Annotated in this window: 20 protein-coding genes; 9 read left to right on the top strand and 11 right to left on the bottom strand. The window is 72.7% G+C overall.

Annotated features, from left to right (window positions below; genetic code table 11):
- Nucleotides 1-52: 52 nt before the first annotated feature.
- The 3 genes from AB0N27_RS14605 to AB0N27_RS14595 all read right to left on the bottom strand — a co-directional run bounded on the left by AB0N27_RS14605 (nucleotide 53) and on the right by AB0N27_RS14595 (nucleotide 4575).
- Nucleotides 53-1087, bottom strand: a complete 1035-nt coding sequence (locus AB0N27_RS14605) for a 2-oxoacid:ferredoxin oxidoreductase subunit beta (protein ID WP_364368580.1) — start codon at nucleotides 1085-1087, stop codon at nucleotides 53-55.
- Nucleotides 1080-2927: a 2-oxoacid:acceptor oxidoreductase subunit alpha gene (locus tag AB0N27_RS14600; RefSeq protein ID WP_364368577.1), complete on the bottom strand. Its 1848-nt coding sequence runs from the start codon at nucleotides 2925-2927 to the stop codon at nucleotides 1080-1082. The genes AB0N27_RS14605 and AB0N27_RS14600 overlap by 8 nt, the downstream gene beginning before the upstream one ends.
- A gap of 289 nt (nucleotides 2928-3216) precedes the next feature.
- Nucleotides 3217-4575 carry a hypothetical protein gene (locus tag AB0N27_RS14595; protein ID WP_364368574.1) on the bottom strand — a complete coding sequence of 453 codons (1359 nt, stop codon included), beginning with the start codon at nucleotides 4573-4575 and terminating at the stop codon, nucleotides 3217-3219.
- A 191-nt stretch (nucleotides 4576-4766) separates the two neighbouring features.
- Here AB0N27_RS14595 and ndhC point away from each other — a divergent pair, with 191 nt between their 5' ends.
- Nucleotides 4767-5144 carry an NADH-quinone oxidoreductase subunit A gene (ndhC, locus tag AB0N27_RS14590; protein ID WP_364368571.1) on the top strand — a complete coding sequence of 126 codons (378 nt, stop codon included), beginning with the start codon at nucleotides 4767-4769 and terminating at the stop codon, nucleotides 5142-5144.
- Between the two features lie 67 nt (nucleotides 5145-5211).
- On the opposite strand, the gene folP is transcribed toward ndhC, so the two are convergent.
- On the bottom strand, nucleotides 5212-6081 hold the full coding sequence (folP, locus tag AB0N27_RS14585; RefSeq protein WP_364368568.1) for a dihydropteroate synthase: 870 nt from the start codon (nucleotides 6079-6081) through the stop codon (nucleotides 5212-5214).
- 153 nt (nucleotides 6082-6234) lie between these two features.
- Between folP and AB0N27_RS14580 the strand changes: the two genes are divergently transcribed.
- Both AB0N27_RS14580 and AB0N27_RS14575 read left to right on the top strand, forming a co-directional pair.
- Complete coding sequence (locus AB0N27_RS14580; protein WP_364368565.1) at nucleotides 6235-6822, top strand: DivIVA domain-containing protein; 588 nt, start codon at nucleotides 6235-6237, stop codon at nucleotides 6820-6822.
- Nucleotides 6819-7316, top strand: a complete 498-nt coding sequence (locus AB0N27_RS14575; protein WP_364368562.1) for an SRPBCC family protein — start codon at nucleotides 6819-6821, stop codon at nucleotides 7314-7316. The genes AB0N27_RS14580 and AB0N27_RS14575 overlap by 4 nt, the downstream gene beginning before the upstream one ends.
- Here the strand turns inward: AB0N27_RS14575 and AB0N27_RS14570 are convergent.
- Nucleotides 7261-8154 (bottom strand): sterol desaturase family protein, encoded by an 894-nt coding sequence (locus AB0N27_RS14570; protein WP_364368559.1) that lies wholly within the window; start codon nucleotides 8152-8154, stop codon nucleotides 7261-7263. The two genes, AB0N27_RS14575 and AB0N27_RS14570, sit on opposite strands and share 56 nt — an antisense overlap.
- Before the next feature lie 135 nt (nucleotides 8155-8289).
- Between AB0N27_RS14570 and AB0N27_RS14565 the strand changes: the two genes are divergently transcribed.
- Together AB0N27_RS14565 and AB0N27_RS14560 are read left to right on the top strand one after the other, a co-directional pair.
- Nucleotides 8290-8871 (top strand): DNA-3-methyladenine glycosylase I, encoded by a 582-nt coding sequence (locus AB0N27_RS14565; protein ID WP_364368556.1) that lies wholly within the window; start codon nucleotides 8290-8292, stop codon nucleotides 8869-8871.
- Between the two features lie 13 nt (nucleotides 8872-8884).
- A complete protein-coding gene (locus AB0N27_RS14560) occupies nucleotides 8885-9508 on the top strand; it encodes a hypothetical protein (protein WP_364368552.1) in 624 nt (207 codons plus the stop codon).
- Here AB0N27_RS14560 and AB0N27_RS14555 read toward each other — a convergent pair.
- From AB0N27_RS14555 to AB0N27_RS14540, 4 genes are read right to left on the bottom strand one after another with little or no spacing between them, the layout of a single operon-like run.
- Nucleotides 9505-10746 carry a DUF1501 domain-containing protein gene (locus AB0N27_RS14555; RefSeq protein WP_364368549.1) on the bottom strand — a complete coding sequence of 414 codons (1242 nt, stop codon included), beginning with the start codon at nucleotides 10744-10746 and terminating at the stop codon, nucleotides 9505-9507. The genes AB0N27_RS14560 and AB0N27_RS14555 overlap by 4 nt on opposite strands.
- A 16-nt stretch (nucleotides 10747-10762) precedes the next feature.
- Nucleotides 10763-12061, bottom strand: a complete 1299-nt coding sequence (locus AB0N27_RS14550; protein WP_364368546.1) for a DUF1800 domain-containing protein — start codon at nucleotides 12059-12061, stop codon at nucleotides 10763-10765.
- A 59-nt stretch (nucleotides 12062-12120) separates the two neighbouring features.
- Nucleotides 12121-12912, bottom strand: a complete 792-nt coding sequence (locus AB0N27_RS14545) for an enoyl-CoA hydratase-related protein (protein ID WP_364368544.1) — start codon at nucleotides 12910-12912, stop codon at nucleotides 12121-12123.
- Between the two features lie 4 nt (nucleotides 12913-12916).
- Nucleotides 12917-13735, bottom strand: coding sequence for a PaaX family transcriptional regulator C-terminal domain-containing protein (locus AB0N27_RS14540; protein ID WP_364368541.1), 819 nt, complete (start codon nucleotides 13733-13735; stop codon nucleotides 12917-12919).
- Between the two features lie 190 nt (nucleotides 13736-13925).
- On the opposite strand from AB0N27_RS14540, the gene AB0N27_RS14535 reads away from it, so the two are divergent.
- Entirely contained in the window at nucleotides 13926-14093 is a 168-nt protein-coding gene (locus AB0N27_RS14535; RefSeq protein WP_007455245.1) for a DUF3117 domain-containing protein, read from the top strand.
- Between the two features lie 146 nt (nucleotides 14094-14239).
- The gene (locus AB0N27_RS14530; protein ID WP_364368538.1) at nucleotides 14240-15715 is read left to right on the top strand and encodes a leucyl aminopeptidase family protein; all 1476 of its coding nucleotides are present in this window, start codon (nucleotides 14240-14242) and stop codon (nucleotides 15713-15715) included.
- A 3-nt stretch (nucleotides 15716-15718) separates the two neighbouring features.
- On the opposite strand, the gene AB0N27_RS14525 is transcribed toward AB0N27_RS14530, so the two are convergent.
- Entirely contained in the window at nucleotides 15719-16369 is a 651-nt protein-coding gene (locus AB0N27_RS14525) for an O-methyltransferase (protein ID WP_364370719.1), read from the bottom strand.
- A gap of 235 nt (nucleotides 16370-16604) precedes the next feature.
- Here AB0N27_RS14525 and AB0N27_RS14520 point away from each other — a divergent pair, with 235 nt between their 5' ends.
- Nucleotides 16605-18020: a trypsin-like peptidase domain-containing protein gene (locus AB0N27_RS14520; RefSeq protein WP_364368535.1), complete on the top strand. Its 1416-nt coding sequence runs from the start codon at nucleotides 16605-16607 to the stop codon at nucleotides 18018-18020.
- A gap of 76 nt (nucleotides 18021-18096) precedes the next feature.
- On the top strand, nucleotides 18097-18519 hold the full coding sequence (locus AB0N27_RS14515; RefSeq protein ID WP_364368532.1) for a preprotein translocase subunit TatB: 423 nt from the start codon (nucleotides 18097-18099) through the stop codon (nucleotides 18517-18519).
- A gap of 72 nt (nucleotides 18520-18591) precedes the next feature.
- Here AB0N27_RS14515 and AB0N27_RS14510 read toward each other — a convergent pair whose 3' ends face one another.
- The gene (locus AB0N27_RS14510) at nucleotides 18592-19740 is read right to left on the bottom strand and encodes an Mrp/NBP35 family ATP-binding protein (RefSeq protein WP_364368529.1); all 1149 of its coding nucleotides are present in this window, start codon (nucleotides 19738-19740) and stop codon (nucleotides 18592-18594) included.
- Between the last annotated feature and the right edge of the window lie 27 nt (nucleotides 19741-19767).

Raw genomic sequence — 19767 nt, 5'->3', positions numbered from 1 at the left:
GAAACGGCCGCCCCCGCTTTCCGGGGACGGCCGTTTCGTTGTGCCGTACGGGTCAGACGATGGTCCACGTGTCGCCGCTGCCCAGCAGACCGGCGAGCTGCTGCTCGGGAGTCTCGGTGACCTTCGCCTTCGCGGCGGCCAGCTGGCTCTGCACGACGCTGTCGTAGGACGGCCGGTCCACCGAGCGGAACACCCCGATCGGGGTGTTGCGCAGGTCCAGACCCGGCAGCCGGGACAGCGCGAACGCGTACGCCGGGTCGGTGACCGTCGCGTCGTGCACGACGATCTCCTCCGGACGGACCGAGCTGGTCTCCCGGACCTCCAGGCCGAAGCCACCGGGCGGGTGCACCACGCAGAACCGCCCATCGGCACCGAACGTGATCGGCTGGCCGTGCTCCAGACGGATCAGGTAGTCGTCCCGGGTGGTCGGGTCCTTGAGCTGGTCGAACGCGCCATCGTTGAAGATGTTGCAGTTCTGGTAGATCTCCACGAACGCCGAGCCCTGGTGCTCGGCGGCGGCCCGCAGCACCGACTGGAGGTGCTTGCGGTCGGAGTCGATGGTCCGGCCCACGAAACTTGCCTCCGCGCCGAGGGCGAGGGAGAGCGGGTTGAACGGGGCGTCCGCCGAGCCCACCGGGGTCGACTTGGTGATCTTGCCGACCTCGGAGGTGGGCGAGTACTGACCCTTGGTCAGACCGTAGATCCGGTTGTTGAACAGCAGGATCTTGAGGTTGACGTTGCGCCGCAGCGCGTGGATCAGGTGGTTGCCACCGATGGAGAGGGCGTCGCCGTCGCCGGTGACCACCCAGACCGACAGGTCCGGACGGGACACCGACAGGCCTGTCGCGATCGCCGGGGCACGCCCGTGGATCGAGTGCATCCCGTACGTGTTCATGTAGTACGGGAAGCGCGACGAGCAGCCGATCCCGGAGACGAAGACGGTCCGCTCGCGGGGGATGTTCAGCTCCGGCATGAACTGCTGGATCGCCGCCAGGATCGCGTAGTCACCGCAGCCGGGGCACCAGCGCACCTCCTGGTCGGACTTGAAGTCCTTGGCGGTGAGCTTGAGGGCGACGGGCTCAGACATTCTTCAGGACCTCTTCCAGCGTCGTCTCCAGCTCGGCGGACGTGAACGGCAGGCCGCGGACCTGGTTGTAGCTGATCGCGTCGACCAGGTAGCGGGCCCGGATGACGTGGGCGAGCTGGCCCAGGTTCATCTCCGGGATGACCACCCTGTCGTAGGAGCGCAGCACCTCGCCGAGGTTGGCAGGCATCGGGGCCAGGTGCCGCAGGTGCGCCTGGGCGATGGACAGGCCCCGCTGGCGCAGCTGCCGGCAGGCCGCGCCGATCGGCCCGTACGTCGAGCCCCAGCCGAGCACCAGCACCCGGGCGTCACCGTCCGGGTCCTCCACCTCGATGTCCGGCACCGGGATCGTCTCGATGCGGGCGGCCCGGGTACGCACCATGAAGTCGTGGTTGGCCGGGTCGTACGAGATGTCACCCGTCTTGTCGGCCTTCTCCAGACCGCCGATCCGGTGCTCCAGCCCCGGCGTGCCGGGGATCGCCCACGGGCGGGCAAGCGTCTCCGGGTCGCGCAGGTAGGGCAGGAAGGTGGTGCCGTCGTCGCCGTTGGGCCTGGTGGCGAACTCGACCCGCAGGTCGGGCAGCGACTCCACGTCCGGCAGCAGCCACGGCTCGGAGCCGTTGGCGACGTAGTTGTCGGACAGCAGGATCACCGGCGTGCGGTAGGTGAGCGCGATCCGCGCCGCCTCCAGCGCCGCGAAGAAGCAGTCCGACGGTGACTTCGGCGCGATCACCGCGATGGGCGCCTCGCCGTGGCGGCCGTAGAGCGCCATGTTGAGGTCGGCCTGCTCGGTCTTGGTCGGCATCCCTGTCGACGGGCCGGCGCGCTGCACGTCCACGATCACCAGCGGCAGCTCCAGGGCCACCGCGAGGGAGATCGTCTCGCTCTTGAGCGCGACGCCCGGGCCGCTGGTGGTGGTCACGCCCAGCGAACCGCCGTACGACGCGCCAAGGGCTGCGCCGACGGCCGCGATCTCGTCCTCGGCCTGCATGGTGAGCACGCCGAACCGCTTGTGCTTGCTCAGCTCGTGCAGGATGTCCGACGCCGGCGTGATCGGGTACGCCCCGAGGAAGACCGGCAGGCCGGAGCGGACCCCGGCGGCCACCAGACCGAGCGAGAGCGCCGCGTTCCCGGTGATGTTGCGGTAGGTGCCCGGGTGCATCTTCGCCGGCTTGACCTCGTAGCGGACCGCGAAGTCCTCGGTGGTCTCGCCGAAGTTCCAGCCGGCCTTGAACGCGGCCACGTTCGCCGCGACGAGTTCCGGACGGGACGCGAACTTGCGCTCCAGGAAGCGAAGCGTCGACTCGTACGGACGGGAGTACATCCAGGAGAGCAGGCCGAGCGCGAACATGTTCTTCGAGCGCTCGGCGTCCTTCTTGGACACCTGGTACGCGGCCAGCGCGCCGACGGTCATCGAGGTCAGCGCCACCGGGTGCACGACGTAGCCGGCCAGCGAGTCGTCGTCGAGCGGGCTGGTCTGGTAGCCGACCTTCGCCAGGTTGCGCTTGGTGAACTCGTCGGTGTTGACGATGATGTCCGCGCCGCGCGGCAGGTCGGCCAGGTTGGCCTTGAGCGCCGCCGGGTTCATCGCCACCAGCACGTTCGGCGAGTCGCCAGGGGTGAGGATGTCGTAGTCGGCGAAGTGCACCTGGAAGCTGGACACGCCGGGCAGGGTCCCGGCGGGGGCCCGGATCTCGGCGGGGAAGTTGGGCAGCGTGGAGATGTCGTTGCCGAGCTGCGCCGTCTCCGAGGTGAACCGGTCGCCGGTCAGCTGCATGCCGTCGCCGGAGTCACCGGCGAACCGGATGACCACCCGGTCGAGTTGACGGATCTGCTTGGTCACTGTGCCTGCACCTCGCTTCGCTGCGCGCGGTCGCGCGGGCGGCTGAACATGATGGTGACCTCGCCTTGCCCGGCCACGGGACCTCCTTGACGCAACGTTGCACCGCACCGCCCCAGGTGGTCCGGTCGCTGTCGTTCCTCACCTGAGAGCCTACGTCGAACAGACCCCCGAGCTTCCCCGGAGGTCCGCCGACTGGGACCGGAATGGGCCATGATTTGCGCAGTATTGCGACGTTTCGCCCGGCACGCCGTAATCCAGATCACCCGGATCCCAGGTCGAGCGACGCCCGTCAGTCCGTGGGCGTGGGGCTCGGATCCGGCGCCGGGTCGCGCAGCCGGCGCCGCAGCGAGGCGGTGGCGAGCGTGAGGGCCAGCACCACGAGCAGCGCGGAGACCACGATCAGGATGATCGCGGTGCGCTGCACCGAGGACATCCCGCCGTCACCGGCGGCCCCTCCGGCCGGGAGTACGCCCTGGGAGCCGGTCGGTGCGGGCGGCGACACCACGGGGGTGGCCAGGGCCGCCGCGGCGGTGATCCGGAAGCTCATCTGCACCTGACGCGTCGGGCCGCTGCGCGGGTCGAGCTGGCCGATCACCGCGCCGGACAGCGGCGCCTCGCGCTGCGCCTCGGGCGTCGCCTCCACCGGGAGCCGCAGCTCGGTGGTCCCGTCCGCCGGCACCGTGCCGGCGTCGCAGCGGACCCGCGTGGGGCCGACCGCCACGCAGCCGGCAGGTGGGGCCGGAACGCTCACCCCGGCCGGCAGGACCACCTCGATCCGGCCGGCGGCGTCCACCGTGCCGGTGTTGCCGAGCTGGACCGCGAGGGTGCTCGCCGCGCCACTGATGTCGAAGGCCACCTCGTCGGCGTCGAGCGAGATCCCGGGGACCGGCGGGCCGGGCGGGAAGAGCACCGCGAAGCCCTGGTTGTCGGTCACCTCGCCGGTCACCCCCGGCGCGCTCGCGGTGACCCGAACGGTCCCGCTCAGCGGCATCTGCTTCCACGCGTCGCCGGTCACCCGGAGCCGCAGGAGGCTGCTGAACCGCGCGCCCACGCCTGCCGTCCAGGCCCCGCACCGGTAGGTGCCGCCACCGACTGCGGTGCATCCCTTCGTCCCGGCGTCGCTCAGGCCGGGGGGCACGGTGTAGGAGAGCCGTACCCGCTGCGCGGTGGTGCCGGTGTTCGTCACCGTGACGCGCAGCGTCGCGGTCGTGCTCGCCGCGTTCCAGTACGCCCTGGTCAAGGTGATGTCCCCGGTGGTGACCTGTACGCCCAGCGGGCTCGGCGGCGTTCCCGGGGGCGCTGGTGGGGCCGGCGGCCGGGGGGTGGACGGCCCGGTCGTGCCGCCTGGCGCGGGAGCGGTGGTCGTCTGCGCCGGGGGCACCTCCGGAGCGGTGGTCACCGCTGCCGGCGGGGTCGTCTCGGGCGGCGGCGCGGTGGTCTCCGGGGCCGGTTCGGTGGGCGACGGGTCGCCTCCCGGGTCCTCGGTCGGGGTGGGCTCCTGCGCCGGTGTGGTCTCGGGGTCCGTCTCCGGTTCGGTCGCCGGGTCGGTCGCCGCGGCGGCCACCGGGTACGCGTGCGGCACCGCCGCGCTGGCGAACGTCGGGGCCACGGCGAGCGCCGCCGCCAGGCCGAGCGCCAGCGAGGTCACCAGCAGAACTGTCGGGCGCGGCCCTGCGGCCCGGCGATCGGGCGAGACCTTCACGCGGGCCATCTGTCCTCCGGTGACATGAGTGGGATTCCAATATTCGGTAACAGTTGCCCCAGTGCACTAGTCCCGTCCGGAAACAAATCCGTAACGTGTTCGGATCGGCCGCCCCGCTTGGGCGCTAGGCTGCCCATGTGACCGGTTACCTGGGCTCTTACGCGACGCTCGGGCTTCTCCTGCTCGCGAGCGTCCTGTTCTTCGTAGTGGCGTTCTCGGCCAACCGGGTGTTACGTCCCGCGCGTCCGGCCGACCCGCCCGGCAAGCGGACCAGCTACGAGTGCGGGCTCGACCCGGTCGGCGCGGACTGGGCGCAGATGCAGATCCGCTACTACGTGTACGCGTACCTGTACGTGCTGTTCGCGGTCGAGGCGGTGTTCCTCTTCCCGTGGGCTGTGGTCTTCGACCGCCCGGAGTTCGGCCTGGTGACGGTGGTGGAGATGGCGGTGTTCGTGGCGGTGCTGGCGCTGGGCATCCTCTACGCCTGGCGTAGGAACATCCTGCGCTGGACGTGACCGCCGAGGGCACCGGCGATCGTGCCGGTCCGCCGGACCGTTCGCGGCCGGCTACGGCGACGACCGGTCAGGCCAGACCCCGACGGGTCGCCGCGGGCGGGCGGTCACCGCGGATCGAGGCCACCATGTCCAGCACCCGACGGGTGGGCGCCACCTGATGGGCCCGGAACACCCGGGCACCCAGCCAGGCGGAGACCGCAGTGGCGGCGAGCGTCCCCTCCAGCCGCTCGGTCACCGGCAGGTCGAGAGTCTCGCCGATGAAGTCCTTGTTGGAGAGCGCCACCAGCACCGGCCAACCCGTCCCGGTCAGCTCGTCCAGCCGACGGGTGATCTGCAGCGAGTGCCTGGTGTTCTTGCCGAAGTCGTGCGCCGGGTCGATGAGGATGCCGTCGGGGCGTACCCCCGCCGCCACCGCGCCCTCGGCGAGCCCGGTCACCGTCGCGACCACGTCGGCCACCACGTCGTCGAACGCGGCCCGGTGCGGACGGGTCCGCGGGACCAGCCCGCCCGCGTGTGAGCAGACCAGGCCCGCGCCGGTCTGCGCGGCCACCCGGGCCAGCGCCGGGTCGGCGCCCGACCAGGTGTCGTTGAGCAGGTCCGCGCCGGCGGCCACGGCCTCCGTCGCCACCTCGGCGCGCCAGGTGTCGATGGAGATCACCACCTCCGGGAACGCGGCCCGGACGGCGGCGATGGTGTCCACCGTGCGCCTGATCTCCTCGGCGACGTCCACCTCGGCGCCGGGGCCGGCCTTCACCCCGCCGATGTCGATGATGGCCGCGCCCTCGTCCACCGCTCGCTCGACGGCGCGCAGCGCGCTGTCGGCGGCGAAGGTGGCACCCCTGTCGAAGAACGAGTCCGGTGTGCGGTTGACGATCGCCATCACCACCAGATCGTCCGGGGCGAACGTCCGCCCGCCCAGCCGAAGCGCCCCGGCCATGCCCGCCTCCTGAGGATCCGCACCCGGCGCCGCCGCGTCGGTGCGTCCCGACGCTAGCCGGTCGGACTGCCGCGCCGCAGTGCGGCCGTGGGTGCCGATCGTGATCGGGGTGGTGGGGTCGCTACCGGCCGGCCGTCGTGCCACGATCAGTGCATGGGTCAGCTTCTGCTCCTCCTGGTCGTCGCGTTGACCGTCGCGGCTGTCGTCTTCGGTGTGACGGTGCTGGTCAGCGGTCGTGACCCCGGCCTGGTGCCGGTCGAGCCGGATTCCCAGGCCGTGCCGCTGCCCGGCACCCGGCCGCTGCGCGAATCCGATGTGGGAGCTGTCCGTTTCGACACAGGCCTGCGCGGGTACCGGATGGCCCAGGTCGACCAGGCGATGCGCCGCGCGGCGTACGACATCGGCTACAAGTCGGAGCTGATCGGCGTACTGGAGTCGGAGGTCATCGCGTTGCGTGAGGGCCGTACCGCCGACGCGGACGTGCTGCGCAAGGCCCGCGAGCAGTCGGCGAGCGCGGCCGAGCAGCCGGACGCCACCTCCTCCCCGGCGGACGCCGACGGCGTGGCTCCCGTCGACCTGGCGACTTCCGCCGACGACGCCGAGCCGGCGGCCCCGCTCGGCTCGCCCGAGGCCGACGAGCGGTCCGACGCCACCTCCTCGGCCGCGGACGCGGACGGCGTGGCCCCGGCCGACGACGACACCAGCAGGAACGACGCGGTGGTCCGGTCGGAGTCGGCGTGACCGGCCCGGAGGGCGCCGACGATCTGCGGGAGGCGGCCCAACCCGGTGCCGGCGAGGTGACCGCCACCGTGATCGTCGACGCCCCGGCGGAACGGGTCTTCGCCGCGTTGCTGGCCTGGGAGCGCCAGTCCGACTGGATCCCCTTCACCCGGGTGCGCGTCGTCGAGGGCGACGGTCGCGAGGGCAGCCGGATCGAGGCGGTGACCGCGATCGGCCGGGCGACCCTGCGGGACGAGATGCGGGTCGTCCGGGTCGACGAGCCGTACGAGATCGGCGTGGTGCACTACGGCCAGTTGCTGCGCGGCCCGGGTGTGCTGCGCTGCACCCAACTGGACCGGGCCCGCACCCAGGTCGTCTGGCACGAGTGGTTCCACCTGCCGGGCGGCCCGGCCGGCCGGCTGGCGTGGCCGGTGCTGTGGCCCGGCTCCAAGCTCGGCCTCACCCAGGCGCTGAAGAGGTTCGCCCGTCTGGTCGAGCAGGGCCGGCTGCCCTGAGCACGCCCGGCGTCGGCTGCCATCCCGGCGCCCGGAACAGGTGGCCGGCGCGGTGCCGCCAACTCGCCGCGGAACGCACGTCCCGGCCGATCGACGCGTACTCGTGGAAGGCCACCCGGACCGGGTTGTAGCTGCCGACGTTCTTGGTGAGCCCGTACACGCAGCGTTCCCGCTCCGGCGCGAACGAGCCGAACAGCCGGTCCCAGACGATCAGGATGCCGCCGAAGTTGCGGTCCAGGTAGCCGCCCTGCGAGGCGTGGTGCACCCGATGGTGCGACGGGGTGTTGAACACGAACTCGTACCAGCGCGGCATCTTGTCGATGCGCTCGGTGTGGATCCAGAACTGGTAGAGCAGGTTGACCGACCCGCAGAACGCCACCACCGCCGGGTGTACGCCCGCCAGGACCAGCGGGATGTAGAAGATCCAGCTGGTGAGGCCGGTCCACGGTTGGCGCAGCGCGGTGGAGAGGTTGAACCGCTGCGACGAGTGGTGCACCACGTGCGACGCCCAGAGGATCCGGATCACGTGGTGTCCCCGGTGCGACCAGTAGTAGAAGAAGTCCTGCGCGAGCAGGACCAGTGGCCAGGTCCACCAGACCTCGGCCACCCGCAGCGGGGTGAGCGCGTAGAGCAGCGCGTACGCGGCGGCGATCGGCACCTTCCAGAGCAGGTCGGTGAAGACGCTGCCGAGCCCCATCGCGAGGCTGGTGGCGGTGTCCGCGCCGCCGTAGCCGACCTCGTCGTCGTCACGGTGCAGCAGGTAGGACACCCGCTCCAGCACGATGAGCAGCAGGAAGGCCGGGATCGACCAGGCGATGACGTCCGGGAACTCCTTCATCGCGCCACCTCCAGTGCCGTCGGCGGTGGGGGAGCACCGGTGGGTGACCCGTCCTACCGGTCGGTAACAAGCACCATAGGCAGCCGGACGGCAGGTGGCAATGGGCTGTCGGTGCGATGCCCTAGCGTGGTCGAGGTGACTGACCTGGTGATCGGCGCCGACGGGCTGGCCCGCTGCGCCTGGGGGGCGAGCACCCCGGACTACGCCGTCTACCACGACACCGAGTGGGGGCGGCCGCTGCGCGGCGACGACGCCCTCTACGAGCGGATGACACTTGAGGCGTTCCAGTCCGGCCTGTCCTGGCTGACCATCCTGCGCAAGCGTCAGGCGTTCCGGCTCGCCTTCGACGACTTCCACATCCCGACCGTCGCCCGGTACGACGACGCCGACGTGACCCGACTGCTCGCCGACGCCGGCATCGTCCGCAACCGGGCCAAGATCGAGGCGGCGGTCGCCAACGCCCGCGCCGCGCTGGACTTGCCCGAGGGGCTGTCCACGCTGCTCTGGTCGTTCGCCCCGGAGCAGCGGCCGGCCCGTCCCTCCTCGTTCGCCGAGCTGGCGCCGATCACCCCGGAGTCGACGGCGATGGCCAAGGCACTCAAGAAGCGGGGCTTCCGGTTCGTCGGCCCCACCACCGCGTACGCGCTCATGCAGGCCACCGGAATGGTCGACGATCACATCGTCGGCTGTCACGTCACAGTCGGCCCGGCGGCGTGATGAGATGGCAGGCATGACGACCGAGACCGCACAGCGGGCCGGTGCGGCCGGCAACGCCGACGGGACGGGCACCTGGGCCGTGTTGCTGCCCGCCGAGCGGTACGAGGCCGAGCGGCTCGTGCACCACGACACGCTGGAGCTGACCGGGCTGACCGACGTCGGCAGGCCGAGGCCGGGTGACCGGGTGGCCGTGCTCGCCGACGCGCCGCCCCGGCTTGTCGCGCTCGGGCGGGTCAGCATGCCGGCGCAGCGGCACTCGGAAGACCCGGACGACCCGCAGGCCACGCTGGAGCCGGCGACGCTCGTCGTCGCGTACACCCGGCGGGCCTTCGACGAGCCGGTGCCGGCCGACCTGCTCACCCTCGACGGGCCGGTCACCGCCCTGGAGCCGGCGGCCTTCCGGGCGCTTGCCGACCAGCTCGGCCCGCCACCGGCGCGACGCACCTGGCTGGTCAGCCTCGACCTGCCCATCGAGGCCGACACCCCGGCCGAGGCGGTCCGCCTGTTCTGGTCCTACGTGCAGGAGCTGGGCCCGCGCGAGCTGCCCGCGTTCGTGTCACCGTCCGGCGACGAGCTGGCCATGCAGGCGTTCGTGCTGGGCGCCGAGGCCAACCAGGACCCGGAAGAGGACGACTAGAAGAGCTTGTCCAGGCGTCCCCGCCAGTCGGCGAGCACCGGGCCCGGGTCGGCGCCCAGCACCCGTTCCAGAAGCGTCGCGTAGACGTCCCGGAAGTCGGTTGTGTATTTCAGGTCGCCGTCGTCGAGGTCGGTGAGGCTGGGCGCCTCGCCGTGCCAGCCGCCGCGTACCCCGGCGCCGAGCAGCAGCATGTCCGACGCGGTGCCGTGGTCGGTGCCGTCCGAGGCGTTGGCCTTCACCCGGCGACCGAACTCGGAGTAGACCGCCACCACCACCCTGCGGCCCGCCTCGGTGCGGGCCATCCGGTCGGCGAACCCGGTCAACGCCCGGTCCACCTGTCCCAGCAGGACGGCCTGCAACTGCTTCTCGTCGGCGTGCGTGTCGAAGCCGCCAAGCGACACCGAGAAGACCCGGGTGGACACCCCCGCCTCGACGCACCGGCCCACCAGGTCCAGCTGCGCGTCGAGCGGTGTGCGGGCCCCGCCGGTGGCGGTGGCGGGCGCCTGCTCGCCGTCCGGGTCCGCCGCGTCCGGGTCGGCCGAGTCGCGTACCTGGCGGATCATCTCGTCCACCGAGCGCAGGTCGGCGAAGCAGGCGGCGGCGCGTCCCCGGGCCGCCGACTCGCCCGCCTCGGGGGCGGCGAACGCGGCAAGCGTCTCCGCCGACAACCCCTTGGCGGCCTTGCGGTCGGTCACCGGCACGGCGGCGCCGGCGCTACGCTCCCCGGCCAGCAGCGGCGGAAGCGCCGGCTCGAAGGAGACCGCCAGCCGGGGGTCGCCACCCGCCCGGTCCAGCCAACGGCCCAGCCAACCGGTGGTGCCCGGCCGGTCCGGTTGCGCCGTGTGCCAGATGTCCATCGAGCGGAAGTGGCTGCGGTCCGGCTTCGGGTAGCCGACGCCGCGCACGATCGCCAGCCCACCGTCGGACCAGCGCTGGTGCAGGCCCTCCAGGGCCGGGTTCAGGCCGAAGTCGTCGTCCAGGCGCCGCACCTCCGAGTCCGGGTACGCCAGCTCCGGGCGGGCCGCCCGGTAGGCCGGGTCGCCGTACGGGATGACCGTGTTCAGGCCGTCGTTGCCGCCGTACAGGGTGACCAGCACCAGCGTGTGTGACTGCGGATCGCGGTCGCCCGCGGTGTCCAGCAGGTCCCGCAGGCTGTACGCGCCGGCCCCGGCGGCCAGCGCGCCCGCGCCCATCACTGCGCTGGTGAGCAGGAACCTCCGTCGGGTCAGGGTGTCCATCTCTCGACTCCTCCGCTCAGCTGACTGTGTACTCGGGGCTGACCAGGCCGGCGGCCAGCAGCTTGCGGGGCTCGCCGGCCAGTGGGGTCAGGGCGGCCCGGGTGCGGGCGCCCCAGCCGTCGACGACGAGCAGCCGGGCCAGCGCGTCGGGTCGGCCGGTGGCGGGCGCGGCGGTCAGCCGGTCCAGCACCGCCGGTGCCGCGGCGGCGGCCAGCATCCCGGCCAGCCGCAGTCGGGCCTGCAACGACGAGGTGGTCAGCCAGGCCGCCCCGGCCGGCCAGCCGCCCACGCTGGGCGGGCGCAGCGGCACCTGGTCCAGTGCGTTCAGCCCGCCCAGCAGTTGTTTGCGCTGCTGCTCGGGCAGCGCGGACGGGCGCATGCCGAGCTGGCGCAGCGCGCCGACCAGCCACTCCACCGGCTGCTTCACCAGGGTGCCCCGGCTCTGGGCGAAGGCCGGCGCGGACAGGACCGCGCGCAGGGTCGCGTCGGTGTCCGCACCGGCCAGGCCGTCCGGCGCCGGGACGTCCGCGCCGGCGTAGCGGAACCACAGCCGCCCGGCCACGAACGTCGCGGCCGCGGGCTGAGCGGCCAGCAGTTCGGCGTACGCCTCGGCGTCGAACCGGCCGCTGCGCCCGAGGATCGTCTTCTCCCCGGGGTCGTGCCGGCGCGCCTCGAATCGGGCGGTGCCGGCCCGCCGGTCCACCACCCAGCCGGTCAGCGCCCGCGCGCCGGCCTTCACGTCGGCCTCGGTGTAGCCGCCGATGCCGAGGGTGAACAGCTCCATCAGCTCGCGGGCCAGGTTCTCGTTCGGCGCCTTCCGGGTGTTCTTCTGCCCGTCCAACCAGATGATCAGGGCCGGGTCGCGCACCATCGCGGCGACCAGTGGACCGAGCGGCCCCCGGCCGTGCCGGCGCAGCGTGGCCAACTGCCCGAGCATCATCGAGGCCGAGCGCACCTTCTGCGCGCTCGTGGCCCAGTGCCCGTGCCAGAAGAAGAGCAGCTTCTCGCTCAGCCCGTCCTCGGCGGCCACCATCCGGTCCAGCCACCACTCGGTGACCTGCTGGAGCTGCCTGCGGCGCTCCGCGTTGGCCTTCTGCCGCTGCTCGCGGGTGGACTCCCTGGTCAGCGCGGCGTACGGGTCGGCGGGCAGCGCCGGCGGCGGTGTGGCCGCCGCGCCCCGGTCGGCCCGACCCGGGGCGAGCAGCCGATCCAGCGTCGCCGCCGGCCCGGCGCGCTCGGCCGCGTCCACCTCGTCGGCGGTCGGCCCGAAGGTGGCCCGGCGCAGCAGGTGTGCCACCGCTTCACGATCGCTCATGGGAGCCGACGCTAGGCGGCAGGTGTTCGAGGACGGTAAGGCCGAGGTGCGAATCGCGTTCAGTGTCCCTCGAAGACCGGTTTCTGCTTGGCGACGAAGGCGAGGGTGGCCGCCCGGTGGTCGTCGGTGGCACCGCAGATCGCCTGCGCCTGCGCCTCGGCCGCGAGGGCGTCGGCGAGGGTGCCGGCGTCGGCGATGGAGAGCTGCCTCTTGATGGCCCCGTACGCGACAGTGGGGCCGGCCGCCAGTCGGGCGGCCAGCTCCTGCGCGACGGGCAGCACCTGCTCGTCGTCGTCCGTCAGCCGGTTGAGCAGGCCCAGCTGGCAGGCCTCCTGGGCGCGTACCGGCTCGGCGAGCAGCAGCAGTTCCACCGCCTTGGCGTGGCCGACGAGCCGGGGCAGCGTCCAGGACGCGCCGGTGTCGGCGGCGAGGCCGACCTTGGCGAAGGCCATCAGGAAGCTCGTGCTCGGGCCGCCGATCCGGATGTCGGCGAGGAACGCCAGGGAGGCCCCGGCTCCGGCGGCCATCCCCCGGACGGCGGCGACGACAGGCTTGGGCAGGTTGGCCAGCCGCGCGGCGATCGGGTTGTAGTGCGCCCGGACGGTGCCCAGCGGGTCGGCGGAGCTGTTCTCCAGGGTCGACACGTGCTCGCGCAGGTCCTGACCGGCGCTGAACGACCCGCCCGCCCCGGCCAGCACGACCGCCCGGCAGGACCTGTCGGTCTCCAGCTCCGCCAGCGTGTCCCGCAGCGCCTCTTTCAGCGCCACGTCGAGCGCGTTCATCGCGTTCGGCCGGTTCAGCGTGAGGGTGACGACGGCGTCGGTCCGGTCGACGAGCAACGGCTCGGTCACGTGTCTAACGACCCTTCTGTCTGACGATGCGGTTGCCGGCGTCGAGGCAGTGCTCGACGTACCGGTCGGCGGCCGGACGCAGGCGGGCCGCGTGCCGGTCGAAGAAGCTGGCCGCGGCGGTCCCGGGCCAGCGCTCGGGCAGCAGCGCCGGGGGCAGCTGCGGGTCCCGGAACAGGAAGGTACGCCACGCGTGCACGAGTCTGAACCGGGCCGCGTACGCCTCCTCGTCGCTGCTGCGCACGGTGACCGCGGCGAGCAGGGGGCGCTGGTCGGCGACGAAGCGTTCGTACGCGTGGCCGATCTCGGTGAGGTCCCACGCCCGGCGGACCACGCCCATCGCCCCGGGCGTGCCTGAGTAGTGCGAGGCGGTGAACCGCTCGAACCGGATGCCGGCCTCGGCGAGCAGCAGGTCGACGTCCTCGCCGGGCCGGGTGGCCACCCAGGTCTGCTCGTCGAGGGTGCCGTAGCCGAGGAAGCTCAGGGTGGCGGCGAGCCGCTGCCGGTCCCGGCGGGAGCCGGGCGCCTCCAGGACGAGCAGATCGAACCGTCCGTCCCACGTGACCCGGCCGGTCCGGTAGATCCGGGCGGCCGCCTCGTCGAGTCGGCGGGCGGCTTTTGGCGTGATCGAATATCCCGGTCCGGATGCCAGACGGAGCGGGTCGAGCCAGCCCTGTCGCACCATCCGGGACACGGCGGTGCGAACTGCCGGCGGTGCGATTCCCAACGGTGCCAGTAGCTTGACCAGGGCGGCGACGGGTGCCCGGCCACCCCGGGGCCTGAGGTGGTCGCCGTACAGGTCGAAGAGTGCCGACCGTGCCTGCATGACCGCACATTGTGACAGGCCTTCTCAAGATAAGCTAGATGCTGTTACATCAATGCTGCTCCGGTTTGGGTCCGGCGGTGTTTATCAGGGAAAATCGTTGGTCGACACCTCCGCGACGGTTGCGGGCGGTCGAGACGAAGTGGCTGTGGGGCAACCCACCGACCCTGGTGTAGGTCTGAGGGGAGACAACATGGCGGCGATGAAGCCGCGGACGGGCGACGGTCCGCTGGAAGTCACCAAGGAGGGTCGGGGCATCGTCATGCGGGTCCCGCTGGAGGGCGGTGGCCGGCTCGTCGTCGAGATGACTCCCGACGAGGCCAACGCGCTCGGTGACGCGTTGAAGGCGGCCGCCGGCTGAGTGAGGAGTGGCCCGGGCGGTGCACGCCGCCCGGATCGTTCCCCAGACCCTGAGCCACCGGTACCACCGGTGGCTCAGGGTCTTCATCGGTGCGGGCCGGCAGGTCCGGTCCCGCTCCGCGACAGTTCCTGGAGGTGCGGTTCCGCGTGCTCGACATCCGTCTCGTCGCCGAGTCCGATCGGCTCGACGTCCTCGTCCTGCCCGTCCGTCCAGCCGGCCAGGCCAGCGGGGGTGAGGCGTCGGCAGTGCCGGCGCCGACCGCCGTGGCACCCCCGGACGGCACCGCCGACGAGGCGGACGCACTGACGCCTGTGGCCCGGCTGACCGGTCGTGCCGGCGAGATCCGCACCCAGCTCCGACCCGGGCGTACCCCCGGACGACTGCTGCTGCTCGGCATCGGCGACGGCGACGAGGCGGCCTGGCGTACCGCCGGGGCCGCTCTGGCGCGCTCCTGCGCCGATGAGACGCACATCACCATCGCGCTGCCGACCGAGGTGACCCCGGCGGTCGTCCGTGGCCTGTCCGAGGGCCTGCTGCTCGCCTCGTACCGGTTCCGGCTCACCGAGGCCGGCGACACACCAGTGCTCGGCGGCGTCGACCTGCTGCTCACCGACCCGGCCGCGTACGAGTCGACGGTCGCCACCGCCCGGACCACAGCGGCGATGACCCGCCTCGCCCGCGACCTGACCAACATGCCGTCCTCGGAGAAGAACCCGCAGTGGTTCGCCGAGCAGGTGGCGGCCGCCGCAGCCGACCTTCCGGGCCTGGGACTGCGGGTCCGTGGCCCGGCCGAGCTGGCCGCCGAGGGCTTCGGTGGGATCCTCGCCGTGGGCGGCGGCTCGGCGAGCGGTCCCCGCCTCGTCGAGCTGGACTGGCACCCCGCCGGCGCGCGCACCCACGTGGTGCTGATCGGCAAGGGCATCACGTTCGACACCGGCGGCATCTCGATCAAGCCGGTCCCGGCGATGAAGCTCATGCGCAAGGACATGGCGGGCGCGGCTGCCGTCGTCGCGGCCACCCTCGGTGCCGCCGAGCTGGGACTGCCGATCCGGATCACCACGCTGGCCCCGCTCGCGGAGAACATGGTCAGCGGCTCGGCGTTCCGCCCCGGCGACATCGTCCGGCACTACGGCGGCATCACCAGCGAGACGACCAACTCCGACGCGGAGGGCCGGCTCGTCCTGGCCGACGCGATGGCGTACGCGGTGCAGCAGCTCAAGCCCGACCTGCTGCTCGACCTGGCGACGCTCACCGGCGCCAACGCCGTGGCGTTGGGCAAGCGCACCGCAGCCCTCTACAGCGACAACGACGAGCTGGCCGCCGACGTGCTGGCTGCCGTCGAGGCGGCCGGCGAGTCCGCGTGGCGGATGCCGCTGCACACCGACTACGTCGAGTACCTGGGCAGCGAGATCGCCGACCTGTACAGCGCGCCCGCCCAGGGCGCCGGCTCGGTGCTTGCCGCGCTCTACCTGCGCGAGTTCACAGGCGACCTGCGGGACCGCTGGCTGCACCTGGACATGTCGGCTCCGTCCTGGGCGGACGGCGACCAGGCCGAGGTCAGCCGCGGCGCCACCGGCTGGGGTGTGCGCTCGCTGCTGCGCTGGCTGGCCAGCGTCGCCTGACGGTCAGCACTTCACCGCGGCGAGCACCCCGTGCCCGACCGGGAGCAGCGCCGGAATCCAGTGCTCCGACTCCCGGACCGCCTTGATCGTCTCGCGGACCGTCACCGTCTCGGCGTCCCGGGCGGCCGGGTCACCGATCCGGCCGCCGGCCAGCATGCCGTTGAGCGCGAGCACGCCACCCGGGCGCAGCAGTCGCAAGGCGGCCTCCACGCAGGCGTGGAATCCCGTCGCCTCGGCGTCCACGAAGACCAGGTCGTACGCGCCGTCGGCGAGCCGGGGGAGCACGTCCAGAGCGCGACCGGTGATGATCCGGGTACGGCCGGCGGCGAAGCCCGCCTCGGCGAAGATCCGCCTGGCGATCCGCTGATGCTCCACCTCCAGGTCGATGGTGGTGAGCACACCGTCGGCGCGCATGCCGCGCAGCAACCACACACCGCTCACCCCGGTGCCGGTGCCGATCTCCACCACCGCCCGGGCGTTGCCGGCGGCGGCGAGCAGCCGCAGCGCCGCGCCGGCGCCGGGGGTGACCGCGTCGAGGCCCACCTCGTGGGCCAGGCTGCGGGCGGTACGCAGGACGAGATCCTCGGTGACGTACGACTCGGCGAACTGCTGAGCCTGGGTCGTCGAATTGCCGGAACCGGCGACCGTGGCGATGGGGCACCTCCGGGGGCGGTGCGTGGTGCGGGGGCGGGTTGGCACTGTGAGCGTAGAGGCGACCGTTCCGGGACGCAGCCGCGGCTTCCGTCGTACGCGATCACCGGGGGCAACCGCTGACTCCACCGCGCGCATCCGTGCAATCCTGGAGGCGGTATCCCGTCAGCCGCGCCCACACCGGACCGTGGCCGGGCGACGCGGCGTGGGATCCGGGGACGGACTGGGAGGCACCGACGTGACCGACGGCTGGGACTGGCGCCGGGGCGGTGAGACTCCGGCGCCGGTGCGACCGACCGGGGCAGGGGTCCCGCCTGCGTGGCCACCGGGCGCGCCGGGGGCCGGCAGCGCCCCTGTGGCGGCGCCGGGCGGCGTACCGGCGGCAGGGGGCCCGCCGCCGGCGGCTGCCCCGTACGCCGGGTCGCCGGCACCTGGTGGGTCCGGCGTCGGCCCGTCGCCCTGGTGGTCGGACGCGCTCGCCGATCCGTGGCGGGATCCGGCGGCACCTGCCGCGGTGGTGGTGCCCGCGGTGGTGGCCGCCGGCACCGAACCGGAGCCGGTCACCGATCCGGACGCGTCGCCGGGCCGCCCGGCGCTGCGTCATCTGCTGCTCATCCCGCTGATCACCGCTCTGCTCGCGGGCGCCCTCGGCGGCGCCCTGGGGTACGCGTTCGCGGTGCGTGGCGGGGCGGCCGCGACGGTCCTCGGTCAGGAGGCGGCGCAGCCGCCCGCGCTGGCCCAGCGCAAGCCGGAGTCGCTGGCCGGGGTCGCCGAACGGGTGCTGCCCAGCGTGGTCACGGTGCGGGTGAGCAGCCTCGGCGGCACGAGTGAGGGTTCCGGGTTCATCGCCAGCGCCGACGGCCACGTGATCACCAACGACCACGTGCTGGCCGGAGGCAGCGGCAAGGCCTCGGTGGTCTTCAACGACGGCAGCACCGCGCCGGCGACAGTGGTCGGTCAGGACCCGGAATCGGACATCGCGGTGATCAAGGTGAGTCGGACGGGACTGCGGCCTGTGGAGTTCGGCAACTCCGACGCGTTGGCCGTGGGCGACCCGGTGCTCGCCGTCGGCTCGCCGCTCTCGTTGGCAAACACGGTCACCGCGGGCATCGTGAGCGCCCTGGACCGCACGATGCAGGCCGGGGAGCCGGGTGGGCCGGTGCGCTACTACGCGGCGATCCAGACCGACGCGGCGGTCAACCACGGCAACTCGGGCGGCCCGCTTGTCGACGGGGCCGGGCGGGTGGTCGGGGTGAACTCGACGATCAAGTCGCTGGTCGCCGAGGGGCAGGAGGCCGGCAACATCGGCCTCGCGTTCGCCATCCCGATCAACCAGGCCAAGCGGGTGACCCAGGACATCATCGGCACCGGCAAGGCCCGGCGTACGGTGATCGGCGCCCAGGTGGGTGGCCCGGGCGCGGGTGCCGGCGGTGGCGTACGGCTGGCGGCGGTCGAGCCGTCCGGGCCGGCGGCCGGCGCCGGGCTGCGGGTCGGTGACGTGATCCTGAAGCTCAACGGCCGGCCGATGACCGAGCCGACCGATCTGATCGCCCTGGTTCGCAAGTTCGCGCCCGGTTCGGTGGTGACTGTCGAGTTCCGGCGTGGGTCCGATCGGCAGAACACGTCGGTCACCCTCGCCGCGGACGCCAAGTGAACAGCGGCGCACCCCCTGCCCGAAAGCGGCCTCACGTGCGTAGTCTTGCTGCTGACGCCGAGAGGAGGCCCGCGGGATGCTCGACAACCTGAACTGGTGGGAGATCGGTGCGCTGCTGCTCCTGGCGCTGTTGATCTTCGGCGACCGGTTGCCCGCCGTGATCACCGACGGCCTGCGGTTGGTGCGTAACCTGCGCAACATGGCGCGCAACGCCACCGGCGACCTCAGCCGCGAGCTGGGCACCGACATCCAGCTGGAAGACCTGCATCCCAAGGCGTTCATCCGCAAGCACCTCCTCAGCGAGGAGGACGAGGCGGCGATCCGCAAGCCGTTGCAGGGTGTCTACGACAACCTGCGCGCGGACGTCAGCGGCGTGCACAACGACCTGAAGGACGTGGCGAACGCCGCAGACATCAGGTCCACCGGCACGCGTCCCGGCACGGCCACCGGCACCCCCTCGGCGCCGGCCCCCCGGGTCAGCTACGACGACGCCACCTGACCGACAGGGCACCTCGACGAACGCGCCCCGCAGGCCCGAGTGGCCGGCGGGGCATCGTCGATCAGGGGGTGCTCAGCGCCCGGCGGGCTTGAGGCCGAGCGGCTTGCCGAGCAGCGACTCGCGGCGCAGCGCCAGCCGGTCGGCGACCGTGCCGAGCGCCCGCGCGGCAGGCGACTCCGGCTCGGCCAGCACGATCGGGTTACCGGCGTCGCCGGCCTCCCGCACGCGGGTGTCCAGCGGGATCTGCCCGAGCAGCGGCACCTGCGCGCCGATGGTCTTGGTCAGCGACTCGGCGACCTGCGCGCCACCGCCGGCGCCGAAGATCTCCATCCGGGAGCCGTCCGGCAGCTCCAGCCAGGACATGTTCTCGATGACGCCGACCACCCGCTGGTGGGTCTGCAGGGCGATCGCGCCGGCCCGCTCGGCCACCTCGGCGGCGGCGGCCTGCGGGGTGGTGACCACCAGGATCTCCGAGTTGGGCAGCAGCTGGGCAAGCGAGATGGCCACGTCACCGGTGCCCGGCGGCAGGTCGAGCAGGAGCACGTCCAGGTCGCCCCAGTAGACGTCGGCGAGGAACTGCTGCAACGCCCGGTGCAGCATCGGGCCACGCCACACCACAGCGGCGTTGCCGGAGGTGAACATGCCGATCGAGATCACCTTCACGCCGTGCGACTGCGGCGGCATGATCATGTCTTCGACCCGGGTCGGGCGGGCGTCCGCGCCCAGCATCCGGGGCACCGAGTGGCCGTAGATGTCGGCGTCGACCACACCGACGGAGAGCCCCCGGGCGGCGAGCGCAGCGGCCAGGTTGACAGTCACGCTGGACTTGCCGACGCCGCCCTTGCCGCTGGCCACCGCGTACACCCTGGTCCGTGAGCCGGGCTGGGCGAACGGGATGACCGGCTCCTCGCTGGCACCGCCACCGCGCAGCTGCGACTGCAACGACTGCCGCTGCTCAGGGGTCATCACACCGAAGTCGATCTCCACACCGGTCACCCCGGGCACCGCGGCGACCGCAGCGGTGATGTCCGTACGCAGCTTGTCCTTCAGCGGGCAGCCGGCGACGGTGAGCAGCAGCTCGACACGTACGACCCCGCTGTCGGCGATCGTGGCCGAGCGGACCATGCCCAGCTCGGTGATGGGCCGGCGGATCTCCGGGTCGTTGACGGTGGCCAGGGCGGCCTGGATCGCGTCCTCGACGGTGCTGACGGGTGCTGACATGCCCGCAATGCTACGTCGAGGGGCATC

The sequence above is a fragment of the Micromonospora sp. NPDC093244 genome (assembly GCF_040683695.1).
Classification (GTDB): domain Bacteria; phylum Actinomycetota; class Actinomycetes; order Mycobacteriales; family Micromonosporaceae; genus Micromonospora.
The sequence above is the reverse complement of the archived record's forward strand: the minus strand, read 5'-3'. Positions and strand labels throughout refer to the sequence as shown.